Below are 13,857 nucleotides of genomic sequence, written 5' to 3'. Positions count from 1 at the left end.
GTTTCCCTCTTGTTGTCAGTCTCTGTCGGTGGGGCGAACGGCCCGGGCCGTCCGCAGATCCCCGTCAATCAGTCGCGCAGCAGGTCGTTGATGCTGGTCTTGGAGCGCGTTTGCGCATCGACTTGCTTGACGATGATGGCAGCGTACATGCTGTAGGGCGTGCCGTTGGCGGCCGTCTTGGGCAGGTTGCCGCTGACCACCACCGAGCCCGAGGGCACGCGGCCGTAGCTGATTTCGCCGGTAGCACGGTTGAAGATCGGGGTGCTCTGGCCCAGGTAGACACCCATGCCCAGTACGGAGTTTTCTTCGACCACTACGCCTTCGACCACCTCGGAGCGGGCGCCGATGAAGCAGTTGTCTTCAATGATGGTGGGGCCGGCCTGCAGAGGCTCCAGCACACCGCCAATGCCCACGCCACCCGACAGGTGCACGTTGGAGCCAATCTGTGCGCACGAACCCACGGTGGCCCAGGTGTCGACCATGGTGCCTTCGCCCACGTAGGCGCCGATGTTCACGTACGACGGCATCAGGATCGCGCCCTTGGCGATGAAGCTGCCACGGCGGGCCACGGCGGGTGGCACCACGCGCACGCCGGTGGCTTTCATTTCTTCTTCGGACAGGTGGGCAAACTTGGTCTGCACCTTGTCGTAAAAGCCCAGGTCGCCAGCCTTGACGACCTCGTTGTCCTTGAGGCGGAACGACAGCAGCACGGCTTTCTTGATCCACTGGTGCACTGTCCACTGGCCCACGCCTTCGCGGGTGGCCACGCGCAGCTTGCCATTGTTCAGCTCGGCAATCACATGCTCGACGGCGTCCTGGATCTCCTTGGGGGCGGCGGCGGGCGAGAGGCTGGCGCGGTTTTCCCAGGCGTTGTCGATGAGGGTTTGGAGTTGTTGTGTCATGTTGTTGTCGATCAGATCAGGCAGTACGGGATTGGATGAATTGCACGATGCGCAGCGCAGCTTCCACGCATTCTTCGGCTTCGGCCACTAGGGCCATGCGCACGCGCTGGGCGCCAGGGTTGCTCCCCTGGGCCTCGCGGGCCAGGTAGCTGCCGGGCAGCACCGTGACATTGTATTGAGCCAGCAGGGCGCGCGCGAACTCGGCATCGTCCATCCCCAGGGCTTCCGGTACTTTGGCCCACAGGTAAAAACCGGCATCCGGCAGGGCGACTTCCATCACGCCAGCCAGCAGCGGTGTGACCTGGGCAAACTTCTTGCGGTACAGCGCCCGGTTGTCTACCACGTGCTTTTCATCACCCCAGGCAGCGATGCTGGCGGCCTGCACGATGGGGCTCATGGCGCTGCCGTGGTAGGTGCGGTAGAGCAAGAACGACTTGATCAGCGCTGCGTCGCCAGCCACGAAGCCGCTGCGCATGCCGGGCACATTGCTGCGTTTGGACAGACTGGTGAAGGAGATCAGGTTCTTGAAGTCGCCGCGCCCCAGCTGCGCCGCAGCCTGCAGGCCGCCCAGGGGCGGCTCGTCGCGGAAATAGATCTCGCTGTAGCACTCGTCCGAGGCAATCACAAAACCGTAGCGGTCGCTCAGCTCAAACAGCTTCTTCCACTCGCTGAGCGGCATCACGGCGCCCGTGGGGTTGCCAGGGGAGCAGACGAAGAGCAGCTGGGTGCGTTGCCACACAGCCTCGGGCACTGCGTCCCAGTTCACCGCAAAGTTGCGGCCGGGGTCGCTGGCCGCGTAGTACGGCTGGGCTCCTGCCAGCAAGGCGGCACCTTCATAGATTTGATAAAACGGATTGGGGCAGACGACCAGCGGCTGGCCTTGCGAGGGATCGATGATGGTCTGCGCAAATGCAAACAGTGCCTCACGCGAACCGTTGACGGGCAGCACCTGGGTGCCCGGGTCCAGGGTCAGCGCATAGCGCTGTTGTATCCACTGGGTGAAGGCCTCGCGCAGCTTGGGTTCGCCTGCGGTGGCAGGGTAGCTGGCCAGTCCGCCCAGGTTGTTACTGAGTGCATCTTTAATGAACTGCGGTGTAGGATGGCGCGGCTCACCCATGCCCAGGCTGATGGGGCTGTAAGCCGCCGGGAGTGTGACTCCCGCAAAGAGTTGCCGCAGCCGCTCGAAGGGGTAAGGCTGGAGTTGGGAGAGCAGGGGATTCATGGAGCGACATTATGGGCGAAGGGCATACGCCCACGGCACGGAGCAGGGTGTCGCGCCGTCCATGGCGAGGGGCGGGGCCAGGTGCGGAGTCAAGCACTGTTTACCCCATGCCGAGTTGTCAATCCGACGTAAGAGCGGGCACATAGCATGGCCCACATTCAAAAACGATAACGGAGACAAGATGTCTGGATTCCTACCGCTGCGCCCCGGGCTCTGGTGGATGCGCAGGTGGCACCTGCCGGGCAAACTGGTGACGCTGGGCGTGGTGATGGCTGGCGCCCTGGCGATGGCCGCCTTGGATGCTCCGTGGTGGGCGGTGGCATTGGCAGCCGCCGTGGTTCTGTATGCACTGTGCGCGTTGTATGCGGGTCTGGCATCCGACCTGCAAGGCTTGTCGCATGCGATGGAGCAGACCACACGCGGTGACTTGTGTGCCAGGGCGGGTGTGTATGGACGGGACGAGGTCGGGTCCATGGCCCAGTCGCTGGACCGCATGGTGCTCGCACTGTCGGCCATGGTGGCCGATATCCGCAGCAATGCCGCATTGGTGGCCCATGCGGGACAAAGCCTGGCGCAAGGTAACCGGTCGCTGGCCGATCGCACCGAACAGCAGGCGGCCAACCTGGAGCAGACGGCTGCCAGCGTGGAGCAGCTGTCGTCGGCCGTGCAGAGCAACGCACAGACCGCGCGCAGCGCCGATGCCCGCGCCGCAGAAGTACGCAAGGCAGCCGACACCGGCGCCGAGGCCATGGCCCGCGCCGTGCAGTCGGTGGAGGCCATCCAGCAAAGCGCGCGCCGCATGACCGAGATCATTGGTGTCATCGACAGCATTGCGTTTCAGACCAACATCCTGGCCCTGAACGCTGCGGTGGAGGCCGCCCGTGCGGGTGAGCAGGGCCGTGGCTTTGCCGTGGTGGCGGGCGAGGTGCGCACGCTGGCCAAGCGCTCGGGTGATGCGGCGCGGGAGATCCGCGAGCTGATCGGCGCCTCGGTCAACCAGGTGGAGGCCAGCGCCGGGTTGATCCGATCGGCGGGCGAGGGCATTGCCAACATGGCCAGCGGTATCCGCAGTGTGGCGGCGAGCATGACCGAGATCTCCGGCTCCAGCGCCGAGCAAAGCACGGGACTGAGCGAAGTCAGCTCCGCCGTGCAGCAGCTCGATCAGATCACGCAGCACAACGCCCAGATGGTGGGCCACGCGGTCTCGCAGGCCGAGGCACTGGAGCACCGCGCGTCCACCCTGTCGCAAGCGGTGGCGGCGTTTCGCCTGCAGCAGGGCACAGCCGATGAGGCAGTGGCCTTGGTGAACAAGGCGGTGGCGCTGCACAAGACCAGTTCGCGCGATCAATTCCTGCGCAGCGTCACCGACAAGACCCAGCCCTACCATGACCGTGACATGTATGTGTTTGTGCTGGACGCCGGGGGGACCTATCTGGCCTTTGGCGGCAACCCGGCCAAGGTGGGCACGCGGGTACAAGACATCCCCGGCATTGCCGGCGACCGGCTGGTGAGCGACATCGTGACCCAGGCCGACCGCGCCCCGGGGTGGGTGGAGTACGACATCAACAACCCGGCCACCGGCGCGGTGCAAACCAAGATGTCCTACGTGAGCCGGGTGGGGGACTGGTACGTGGGCTGCGGCGTGTACAAGTCGCTGGCCGCGCGGTAACCCGCAGACAGGCGGTTGCTGGTCCAGCGGACCAGGTGCCGTTCTCAGCGCGCTCCCTTTTCACGCAGTTGCCGTGCGCGCTCCATGGCGGCGGCAATGGCCGCCTTGCGTGCCTCCATGCCCTCGGCGGCCACCGCAGCGGCGGCTGGGCTGTGGGTGGCGGCCGATGTCGAATCGGCCTGCGCTCCGGAGCCTTCGTCCTCTACATCCTCCAGCGGCACCCGCTGACGGTGTTGCTGATACCGCTGTTTGGCTTGGACCGCGAGCGCATCAGACCACGCAGCCCATCCGGTGGCCATGCCGCTGGCGTTGTCGAGCTGGATGCAATCTACCGGGCAGACCGGGATGCACATCTCGCACCCTGTGCAGTAAGGCTCGATGACGGTGTGCATTTTCTTGTTGGAGCCCACGATGGCGTCGGTGGGGCAGGCCATGATGCACAAGGTGCAGCCAATGCACCACGCCTCGTCGATGAAGGCCACGCTGCGCGGTGCCTCCACCCCATGGTCGGCGCTCAAGGGCGCCACGGCATGGCCCGTGATGGCGGCCAGGCGGGCCACGCCCTCAGCACCGCCCGGAGGGCACTGGGTGATGGCCGCCTCCCCCTGGGCGATGGCCTGCGCATAGCTGGCGCAGTCTGGATAGCCGCAGCGTGTGCACTGCGTCTGGGGCAGGGCGGCATCAATCCGCGCTGCCAAGTCGGTGAGGGCAGCGTGGGATGGGGTCGTGCTGGCGGAGGCGGGGTGGCTCAAGCCTTGCGCGCCTTGCTCTTGCTGCCGCTGCGGGTGGATGGCGCCGCTGTGGCGCTGGTCTGGGCCGTGGCCAGATCAGCGGTGGGCGCCTGCGCTGCACCTGTGGGCGCCGCCGCGGGCTGCACCCAGCGGGTGGCCACAGCGGTGGCCGCCACGGGCTTGGCCGCAGCGCGGGCTGGGGCAGGCTTGGCTGCTGCTGTAGGCGCCTTGGTCGGCTTGATCACCTTGGTGGCGGCGGGTTTGGCTGCCGGAGCGGGCTTGCTGGCCACCTTGGCAGGGGCTGGTGCAGGGCTGGCGAGCTTGGGGGCCGGTGTGGGGGCTGTGGCCACAGTGGCGGGCTTGGCAGGCAATTCGTGTTCCAGGATGAATGCGCGCACCTTGGGGTACACGATGTCGCGCCAGCGGCGGCCGCTGAAGATACCGTAGTGGCCTGCGCCCTTGGCTTCCAGGTGGCGCTGCTCCTTGCGTACGATGCCGCTGCACAGGTCGTGGGCCGCTTCGGTCTGGCCCGAGCCAGAGATGTCGTCCAGCTCGCCTTCCACCGTGAAGAGGGCTGTGGTCTTGATGTCTTGCGGACGCACGCGCTCCAGCTTGCCGGCGGGTGAGCGCACATCCCAGGTGCCGTTCACCAGCTTGTAATCCTGGAACACGGTCTGGATGGTTTCGAGGTAGTAGTCCGCATCCATGTCCAGCACGGCGTTGTACTCGTCGTAGAACTTGCGGTGCGCCTCGGCACTTGCGTCGTCGCCCTTGATCAGGTCCTTGAAATAATCGTAGTGGCTGGTCGCATGGCGGTCCGGGTTCATGGCCACAAAACCGGTGTACTGCAAAAACCCCGGGTACACGCGGCGGCCCGCGCCGGGAAATTTCTCCGGCACGCGGTAGATCACGTTGTTCTCAAACCACTCGTAGCTGCGGTTGGTCGCCAGATTGTTCACTGCCGTGGGCGACTTGCGAGCGTCGATCGGGCCACCCATCATGGTCATCGTCAGGGGCGTTTTCTCGCCGCGGCTGGCCATCAGCGAAACGGCTGCCAGCACGGGCACCGTGGGTTGGCACACACTGATCACGTGGCAGTTGCCGTAGATGCCTTGCAGATGGCGGATGAAGTCCTGCACGTAGTTGACGTAGTCGTCGAGGTGGAACTCCCCCTCCGACAGCGGCACCAGGCGGGCGTTCTTCCAGTCGGTGATGTAGACCTTGTGGTCCTTAAGCATGGTGCGCACTGTGTCGCGCAGCAGCGTGGCGTAATGACCGGACAGCGGTGCCACGATCAGCACCACGGGCTGGCCCTTGAGCTTGGTCAGCGTGGCAGGGTCGTCCGAAAAGCGCTTGAAGCGGCGCAGCTCGCAAAACGGCTTGTCGACCTCAATGCGTTCATGGATGGCGACACCGATACCGTCCACGTCGACCGTGTGGATGTCGAAGGCGGGCTTTTCGTAGTCCTTGCCCAGGCGGTAGAGCAGGTCGTAACCGGCAGCCATGCGCTGTGCTGCTGAGGTTTGGCTCAGCGGCGAGACGGGGTTGCTGAACAACTTGGAAGCCGCCTGCGCAAAATCTGTGAAGGGCTCCATCAAGGAGCGCTGGGTTTCGTAGAGGTGGTACAGCATGGGGCGAAACTCCGTTTTGTTGCAGTGCAATATAGCAGCACTTGGTAACAAGCGCATGGAGTAAAACCACCAATGTCCAGTCGCCTATGCGACAAATTGACGTGGCCCCAGGGGCGGCGCGCCGGTTCGGCGACGAAGGCTGCGCAGCTATCAAAAATGATAGCAACTCAGGCAATTAGCACTAGCGCTTGCGCCGATTTTCGCCTCAACCCTGCACTTTGGGCTCCGCGTTGTCGCTCAGCCAGGCCTCGAACGACTCGCGGGCCGAGTTGCGCAGTGCGGGGCGGAACGCCGTCTTGTTACTCAGATACAGGCAGTGCCGGATCACGGTGTACGGGTTGAAGCTGCCCTGCGGGTTTTGCTCTTCAAAGTGCTGCTTGTAGCGTTTGACCACTCCGATCGTCTCGCGCATGAGACTGTTGAAGCGCGCACGTGTCATGCCGGCTGACCAGGCCTGGATGTCGTCCACAAACCCATCGACCTTGGACGGCTCGAATTCGAAGTCCTTGAAAAAATGCGTGGCGATCTTCAAGAACGTGAACGCGTTCAGTTCGCTGCTGGTGGCGGCTGCGCGGGTGGGAGCCTGCAAATCGGCGGCGACATCGGTTGCGGGTTCGGCGGTTTCGTCGGGGGCCTGCAGCAACTCGGCCGCCGTGGCATCGCGGATCTGTCGGAACTCGCGGTCGGCCAGCTCGAACAGGGCGGACAGCACGTTGATGCGCCGCTTGAGCTGGCCCGGGATGGATTTTTTGTACTTAATCTTGTGGTCCAGCACGCTCCACGAGTCCTGGATGATGGTGCGCACCTGCAGCTCGAAGGGCCACTCGGCATAGGCCGCGTGCTCCGGCAGGTCGCGTTCGGCCACGCTCAGCCGCAAGTCCAGGTGCAGCCCTTTGTAGCCAAAGGACGCCTCGGTGCTTTCCACCGCCGAGACCTTGTCGGTCACGTCGATCACCGCAAAATGGGCGCGCACGATCTGGGCAATCTTCTCCAGCTCGTCTTCATACAGGCACACCACCCGCACGCCAATCAGGTCGGTGATGTAAGCCTTTATGTCGTACGGGGTGTTGCTCTCTTCCAGCGCCGGACGGTATTTGCGCACGAACTTGCGCACGCACTCGTCCACATCCTTCACGCGGCCCTCCACCTTGGTGATGTCCACGCCGCCCGCCTGGGTCACCACCGCCGCCACCCGCGCGGTCAGCGCTGCACAGGCGTCTTCCAGCGCAACCGCCTGCGCGGTATACCAGCTGCGAAATTGGGATTCCTCCAGGTCGAAATCGAGCGATGCCATGCCAGGCCTTTGTGATGGGTATTGCCAGGGTTGATACGGGAAGTGGGTGCGGGCGCATAGCCCTTGGCCCAGCGGTGCGAGCATAAACGGCATGTTGGGAGCCGGCCTGTGCAGTTTGCGCGCAAATGCCCCTTTTCGGCGCAGGACAGATGCTCATAATGGGGCGGCACCGCCGGTGCACGATGCCGGTGCATCGAAGTCACACCATCCACCATGACACCCCACCCAGCCCCTGACAACGATGACCTCGCCGCGCCAGGGCAGGCGACATGGGGGTCTGAAGGGGTTGCGGGCACCAGCAACCACCGCTGGTTGCCCGTGGTGCTGCCCCCACTGATCGCGCTGCTGACCTTGGGGCTGACCTTCCTGTACTGGCAGAGCGAAGAAAAGAACACGAGGACCAAGCGCGAGCAGAACTTTGAGGTGGCGGCCGACCAGATTGCTTACAACCTCAAGGACCGCATGGCGACCTACGAGGTGGTGTTGCGCGGCGTCAAGGGCTACTTTGAGGGCTCGGAGCGCATCGACCGCGAGGAGTTTCAGGCCTATGTGAGCGCGCTGCAGCTGCAGGCAACCCGTCCCGGGCTGCAGGGGGTGTCGCTGATTCTGCAGTTTCCTGGCAAGGCGCTCGCTGCCCATCTGGAGGACATGCGCCAGCGCGGTTTTGACCAGTATGCAGTGCGCCCGCCCGGCGAGCGCGAGTGGCTGGCACCCATCACCCACATCGAGCCGCTGGAGGGCCCCAACCTCAAGGCGCTGGGACTGGATGTGTTGACCATTCCCCCTGCCAAGGAGGCGCTGGACCGGGCCCGTGACACCGGAGCGCTGGCGTTGTCCGGGCGACTGACCCTGATGCAAAACGCTGCCCCTGGGCTGGTCATGTACATGCCCCTCTACCGCGCCGACGCTGACAACAGCAAGGTGGAAGGGCGTCGGCAGGGACTGGCGGGCTGGGTGTCCGCTCCGTTTCGCATGGAGGACGTGATCCATGGCATGTCCCGGGAGTTTGACGCGGACATCGGCCTGCAGATCACCGACAGCACCCCGGGCGCGGGTGCGGCATCCCCCGGCACCGGACCAGGAGATGCCGGTGCCGTAGCGGGCGCGCTGCTGTTCAGCAACCTGAAGGCACCGGTCCTGGGCGCTGGCGCCCCGGCGTTGCTGGCGCGGCGCGAGCTGGAGCTGGGCGGGCGCCGCTGGACCTTGCACATGGCCCCACTACCGGGCTTTGCGCAGCGCTTTCAGGACGATGGGCACCACCCGGTGGCCCTGCTGGGCACGGTACTGAGCCTGATCCTTGCATGGTTTACCTGGCTGCTGGCCACGGGGCGCGAGCGTGCCGTGGCACTGGCGCGGGACATGACGGCCGAACTGCGCGCCACCCGGGATGACCTGGAGAGCACGCTCAGCGCCATTCCTGATTTGTTGTTCGAACTGGGGCTGGACGGCTGCATCCACCACTACCGGTCGGCACGATCGGGAGAGCTGGCTGTGCCGCCAGAGATGTTTCTGGGCCGCCTGCTGCGCGATGTGGTCCCCCCCGAAGCCGCTGCCGGCTGCCATGCGGCGCTGCAAGCGGCCCACAAGACCGGGTACTCTTCAGGCCACCAGTTCCGGCTGGAGCTGGGCGGGGTGACCCACTGGTTTGAGTTGTCGATTGCGCGCAAGGAGAGCGCCGCCCCGGGCGACGAACCCCGGTTCATCGCGCTGTCGCGCGACATCACCGAACGCAAGCAGGCCGAGGCGCGGTCGCACCAGCTGGCGTACTTTGACGCGCTCACCGGCCTGCCCAACCGGCGCATGCTGCTGGACCGCATGGAACATGCGCTGGCCAACGCTCTGAAGGCCGCGCAGGTGGGGGCGGTGCTCTACATCGACCTCGACAACTTCAAGCAGATCAACGATGCACGGGGCCACACGGTGGGCGACATGCTGCTCATGCAGGTGGCCCAGCGGCTCACGCAGCTGCAACGCCCGGGCGACACCGTGGCGCGCCTGGGCGGCGACGAGTTTGTGGTGCTGGTCCACAACGTGGCGTCGGACATGGAGTCCGCCGGGCGCGCTGCGCTGCTGGTGGCCGAAGAAATGCGCACAGCACTGGAAGCGCCTTACACCATCGACACCCACCTCTACAGCACCACCGGCAGCATCGGCATCACGCTCTTCCCCAAGCGGGGCGAGGGTGTGGAAGACCTTCTGCGGGAGGCCGACACGGCCATGTACCGCGCCAAGGACCTGGGTCGCAACCGCATCCGCTTTTACGAAGCCGCGATGCAGGCCGACGTGCAGGAGCGCCTGGCGCTGGAGCAGGACCTGAAAAAAGCGCAAACCCTGGGCCAGTTGGCCGCCTTTGTGCAAAACCAGGTGGACGCTGCGGGCAACGTCGTGGGCGGCGAGCTGCTGATGCGCTGGGACCACCCCGTGCGCGGCAACGTCCCGCCCAGCCGCTTCATCCCCATCGCCGAGGCCTCGGGCCTCATCCTGCGCATGGGCGACTGGATGATCCAGCAGGCCTGTGAGACCCTGGCACGCTTGCAGGTGGCAGGGCACGCGCTATCGCTGTCCGTCAACGTGAGCGAGCGGCAGTTCCGCCAGGACGACTTTGTGGAGCGCGTGCGCCACATCCTGGCCCACACCGGCGCCAACCCGGCCCATCTGATCCTGGAGGTGACGGAAAGCCTGCTCATCGAAGACCTGGACGACACCATCGCCCGCATGACCGAGATCGTGCAGCTGGGCGTGCGTTTCTCCATCGACGACTTTGGCACCGGCTATTCGAGTCTGGCCTACCTCAAGCGGCTCCCGCTCTACGAGCTCAAGATCGACAAGAGCTTTGTGGACGACACGCCCGACGACCCCAATGACACGGCCATCGTGCAGTCCATCATCTCGGTGGCCCGCCATCTCAACCTGCGCGTGGTGGCCGAGGGGGTGGAGACACGCGCCCAGGCCGACTTTCTGGTCGAAAGCCAGTGCGAGTGCCTGCAGGGCTACCTCTTCGGGCGGCCCGAGCCGCTGGCGGCCTGGGTGGAGCGGCTGACTAAGTAGTCACGGAGTCCAGTGTTGCGGGCTCAGCGCTGGGCTCCGACGCTCCACTGGCATAGGCCTGCATTGCCAGCGCGTGCACTTCCCGCGCGGGGCGGTCCTTGAGCAGATGGTTGCTCCACACCTGGCGCCAGATGCGAGCGCCGGGCAGGCTGTGGCGCAGGCCCAGCATGTGGCGGGCGATGTGGGGCCAGGGGGTGCCGTGCTGTGCGGCCTCGCGCTCCATGTATTCCACCATCGCCAGCTCCACTTCCTCGCGGGTCAGGGGGCAGGGGGCGCCGCCGTAGTAGAGCTGGTCCCAGCGCGCCAGCCACCAGGGGTTGTGGTACGCCTCGCGGCCGATCATCACGCCGTCCAGGTGTTGCAGCTGCTCCTGCACCACCGCGTCGGCGGTGATACCGCCGTTGATGGCGATGGTGAAATGCGGAAACTCGGCCTTGAGGCGGTGGACCACCTCGTAGCGCAGCGGCGGGATGTCGCGGTTTTCCTTGGGGGAGAGGCCCTGCAGCCACGCGTTGCGCGCATGCACGATGAACACGGTGCACCCGGCCTCGGCCACGGTGCCGACGAAGTCGCGCACAAAGCCGTAGTCCTCCACCTTGTCGATGCCGATGCGGTGCTTGACGGTGACGGGCACGCTAACCACGTCCTTCATGGCCTTGACGCCGTCAGCCACCAGCTGGGGGGCCTTCATCAGGCTGGCGCCAAAGGCACCGCGCTGCACGCGGTCGCTGGGGCAACCGCAGTTCAGGTTGATTTCGTCGTAGCCCCATTCCTCACCCAGCCTGGCAGCCTGGGCGAGCTTGTCGGGCTCGTTGCCGCCCAGCTGCAGGGCTACGGGGTGCTCTTCGGCGTTGAAGCGCAGGTGGCGCTCGGTGCCGCCATACAGGATGCCGCCCGCGTTCACCATCTCGGTGTACAGCAGGGTCTGGCGCGTCAGCAGCCGGTGAAAGTAACGGCAGTGGCGGTCAGTCCAGTCCATCATGGGGGCGACGGACATGCGCCAGGGGCTCAGGGTGGTTTCCACGGGCAAACAGCGAAGGCGGGGAGGGGAATGTTCTGCAGCAGAACGCCCTCTGGTCGGGGGCGCTGCGGGGCTGCAGGTGCGAAACCAGCATTATCCCACTGGCTGCGTGATGGGCACCAGCGGAGGGTTTTGGGTCAAAAAGGGCGCAGGTGCTAGTGCCGATTGTTCTGGGTGCTATCAATATAGGAGTGCTGGAGGTCGCGGGTGTCGGCCCGTAGGGTGCCCGTGCCAGGTCGCCAACGCATCCACACTCGTTCTATCCCAGGTCCTGCAACCCGTATTTCCGCACGATCGCGGCCCGCTGGCGCGGGTCGATGTTGATGTGGGCGGCGTCGCGCCCCACCTGGGCCAGCAGGCGCGGGTCCATCACGCGGCGCCACAGGGGCGGCACATAGGCCAGCGTGAACATGCCGAAGTAGCCGATGGGCAGCTGCGGCACATCGTCAAAGTGCCGCAGCGACTGGTAGCGGCGCAGCGGGTGCGCGTGGTGGTCGGAGTGCCGCTGCAGATGGAACAGGGCCCAGTTGGAGAATACGTGGTTGCTGTTCCACGAATGCTGGGGGCGGCAGGGTTCGTAGCGGCCGCTGGCGTCCTTTTGCCGCAGCAGCCCGTAGTGCTCGACATAGTTGGCCGAGGTGAGCTGAAAGTTGGCCCAGAACGATGCCACCAGCAAAAACGGCAGGAGGACCACGCCCAGCCAGAGTGCCAGACCCGCCCAAAGCAGCGCCGTGATGAGCGCTGGCTGCAGGATCTCGTTGTGCCACGACAGCAACGGCAGGTGCTGGCGGGCCAGGCGGTCTTTTTCCAGCGCCCAGGCGCGGCGTGCGGCGCCGGGCATCTCGCGCAGCACAAAGCGGTAGATGGACTCGCCCATGCGCGACGAGGCCGGGTCGGGCGGGGTGGCCACATCGCGGTGGTGGCCCCGGTTGTGTTCGATGAAGAAGTGCCCATACGCCGTGGGCGCCAGCACCAGCTTGGCCAGCCAGCGCTCCAGCGGCGTGTTCTTGTGGCCCAGCTCGTGCCCCAGATTGATGCAGAACCCGCCCACCGTGCCCGTGGTCAGCACCATCGCCAGCACGCCATGCCAGGGCAGGGGCTGCGTGGCCACCCACCAGGCGCTGAAGATGAAGGCCGCCCAAAGCACCGGCACCAGCAGGAAGGTGATGCGGCGGTAGTAGCGGTCGTCTTCGAGCGCAGGCACAGCGGATTCGGGCGGGTTGCTCTGGTCCACGCCCAGCATCCCGTCGAGTAACGGGGCGACGAGGTAGAAAAACGCCACCGGCGCCCACAGCACCAGCGGTTCGCCGGTCCATGCCATCAGTGCCGGGCCTACGCCCACGGTGCAGGGCACCACCAGGGACAGCAGCCATGCGTACCGCTTGCGGTCGCGGTAGGGCGGGGTGGTGGGCAATAGGGTTGGCAGCATGGGGCGGCAGCGACAACGCGGACCTGCTGGCGGTGCATTCTGGACCGGTGGAGATCCAACGCCAGTTTTATTTGGCATGGTGCCTTTACTCCGGCACTTGGAGCAAAAATGGCTGGTAGCGCTAGTGATGTTTGCCCTGAGTGCTACGAAATTGGGAGTAATCTGCAGGGGCGCATGCAAGCGGCGGCGGCTCCACTTTGCCTTGCGTCAAGGCGGGACATTGGCACCATCAGCGATACTCGCGGCGCTCTCGATGCCTGTGGAGCCAAGCGCCCACTGCCTGTGTCAGCGCCCCGGGCTCCGTTCTGTCACCCGTTTTCCCATGCACCACACCATTTTTGACACGCCGGTTGTCAACACGCTCCTGCGCGCTTTTTCCCGCTTCACCCTGCGCATCACCGGCTGGAAGGTCGAGGGCGCCTTGCCAGCCCATGCCGCCAAAAGCGTGCTGATCGCCGCACCCCACACCAGCAACTGGGACTTGCCGTACACGCTGATGCTGGCGTTCTCGCTGCGCCTGCGCGTGTACTGGATGGGCAAGCACAGCCTGTTCAAGGCGCCGTTTGGCGGGGTGATGCGCTGGCTGGGGGGCATCCCGGTGGACCGCAGCCAGGCCAACAACCTGGTCGCCAGCTCGGCCCAGGCCATGCGCGATGCCGACGGACCCATGCAGCTCATCGTGCCGCCCGAGGGCACGCGGGGCAAGACGCGGCACTGGAAGACAGGCTTTTACTTCATCGCCCAGCAGGCGGGCGTGCCCATCGTGCTCGCGTTTGTGGACTATGGCCGCAAGGTCGGCGGCCTGGGCCCGGTGTTCGAGCCCACGGGCGATGTGGATCGTGACATGGCGCGCATCAAGGCGTTTTATGCGCCGATCCGGGGCAAGAACCCGACGCAGTTCGAGGCCTGA

At 65.4% G+C, this 13,857-nt stretch carries 10 protein-coding genes; 3 read left to right on the top strand and 7 right to left on the bottom strand.

Features of this window, described 5'->3' with window-relative positions; all coding sequences use genetic code 11:
* Positions 1-68: 68 nt before the first annotated feature.
* Together dapD and dapC are read right to left on the bottom strand one after the other, a co-directional pair.
* Positions 69-902, bottom strand: a complete 834-nt coding sequence (gene dapD, locus ASD75_RS09145) for a 2,3,4,5-tetrahydropyridine-2,6-dicarboxylate N-succinyltransferase (protein WP_056744941.1) — start codon at positions 900-902, stop codon at positions 69-71.
* 16 nt (positions 903-918) lie between these two features.
* Positions 919-2,124, bottom strand: coding sequence for a succinyldiaminopimelate transaminase (gene dapC, locus ASD75_RS09140; protein ID WP_056062643.1), 1,206 nt, complete (start codon positions 2,122-2,124; stop codon positions 919-921).
* A 181-nt stretch (positions 2,125-2,305) separates the two neighbouring features.
* On the opposite strand from dapC, the gene ASD75_RS09135 reads away from it, so the two are divergent.
* Complete coding sequence (locus ASD75_RS09135; protein ID WP_056744939.1) at positions 2,306-3,793, top strand: methyl-accepting chemotaxis protein; 1,488 nt, start codon at positions 2,306-2,308, stop codon at positions 3,791-3,793.
* Between the two features lie 44 nt (positions 3,794-3,837).
* Here the strand turns inward: ASD75_RS09135 and ASD75_RS09130 are convergent, their stop codons facing one another.
* The 3 genes from ASD75_RS09130 to ASD75_RS09120 all read right to left on the bottom strand — a co-directional run bounded on the left by ASD75_RS09130 (position 3,838) and on the right by ASD75_RS09120 (position 7,449).
* Positions 3,838-4,545: an RnfABCDGE type electron transport complex subunit B gene (locus tag ASD75_RS09130; RefSeq protein WP_056744937.1), complete on the bottom strand. Its 708-nt coding sequence runs from the start codon at positions 4,543-4,545 to the stop codon at positions 3,838-3,840.
* On the bottom strand, positions 4,542-6,155 hold the full coding sequence (locus tag ASD75_RS09125; RefSeq protein WP_056744935.1) for a polyhydroxyalkanoate depolymerase: 1,614 nt from the start codon (positions 6,153-6,155) through the stop codon (positions 4,542-4,544). The genes ASD75_RS09130 and ASD75_RS09125 overlap by 4 nt, the downstream gene beginning before the upstream one ends.
* Before the next feature lie 205 nt (positions 6,156-6,360).
* Entirely contained in the window at positions 6,361-7,449 is a 1,089-nt protein-coding gene (locus ASD75_RS09120; RefSeq protein ID WP_056744933.1) for a GTP pyrophosphokinase family protein, read from the bottom strand.
* Positions 7,450-7,662: 213 nt separating this feature from the next.
* Between ASD75_RS09120 and ASD75_RS24240 the strand changes: the two genes are divergently transcribed.
* Entirely contained in the window at positions 7,663-10,497 is a 2,835-nt protein-coding gene (locus ASD75_RS24240; RefSeq protein ID WP_056744931.1) for an EAL domain-containing protein, read from the top strand.
* On the opposite strand, the gene dusA is transcribed toward ASD75_RS24240, so the two are convergent.
* Together dusA and ASD75_RS09105 are read right to left on the bottom strand one after the other, a co-directional pair.
* Entirely contained in the window at positions 10,490-11,527 is a 1,038-nt protein-coding gene (dusA, locus tag ASD75_RS09110) for a tRNA dihydrouridine(20/20a) synthase DusA (protein WP_156400982.1), read from the bottom strand. The two genes, ASD75_RS24240 and dusA, sit on opposite strands and share 8 nt — an antisense overlap.
* Before the next feature lie 250 nt (positions 11,528-11,777).
* Positions 11,778-12,947, bottom strand: a complete 1,170-nt coding sequence (locus ASD75_RS09105; protein ID WP_056744929.1) for an alkane 1-monooxygenase — start codon at positions 12,945-12,947, stop codon at positions 11,778-11,780.
* Between the two features lie 322 nt (positions 12,948-13,269).
* Between ASD75_RS09105 and ASD75_RS09100 the strand changes: the two genes are divergently transcribed.
* The gene (locus tag ASD75_RS09100; protein ID WP_056744927.1) at positions 13,270-13,857 is read left to right on the top strand and encodes a lysophospholipid acyltransferase family protein; all 588 of its coding nucleotides are present in this window, start codon (positions 13,270-13,272) and stop codon (positions 13,855-13,857) included.

It is taken from the genome of Acidovorax sp. Root568, assembly GCF_001427445.1.
Taxonomy (GTDB): Bacteria; Pseudomonadota; Gammaproteobacteria; order Burkholderiales; family Burkholderiaceae_C; genus Acidovorax; species Acidovorax delafieldii.
This window is presented reverse-complemented; position numbering and strand designations above follow the sequence as displayed.

Excerpts from the sequence above, each read along its gene's own strand:
- dapD (WP_056744941.1), bottom strand. The coding sequence starts at position 902 with ATGACACAACAACTCCAAACCCTCATCGACAACGCCTGGGAAAACCGC.
- ASD75_RS09135 (WP_056744939.1), top strand. The coding sequence starts at position 2,306 with ATGTCTGGATTCCTACCGCTGCGCCCCGGGCTCTGGTGGATGCGCAGG.
- ASD75_RS09125 (WP_056744935.1), bottom strand. The coding sequence starts at position 6,155 with ATGCTGTACCACCTCTACGAAACCCAGCGCTCCTTGATGGAGCCCTTC.
- ASD75_RS24240 (WP_056744931.1), top strand. The coding sequence starts at position 7,663 with ATGACACCCCACCCAGCCCCTGACAACGATGACCTCGCCGCGCCAGGG.
- ASD75_RS09100 (WP_056744927.1), top strand. The coding sequence starts at position 13,270 with ATGCACCACACCATTTTTGACACGCCGGTTGTCAACACGCTCCTGCGC.
- dapC (WP_056062643.1), bottom strand. The coding sequence starts at position 2,124 with ATGAATCCCCTGCTCTCCCAACTCCAGCCTTACCCCTTCGAGCGGCTG.
- ASD75_RS09120 (WP_056744933.1), bottom strand. The coding sequence starts at position 7,449 with ATGGCATCGCTCGATTTCGACCTGGAGGAATCCCAATTTCGCAGCTGG.
- ASD75_RS09105 (WP_056744929.1), bottom strand. The coding sequence starts at position 12,947 with ATGCTGCCAACCCTATTGCCCACCACCCCGCCCTACCGCGACCGCAAG.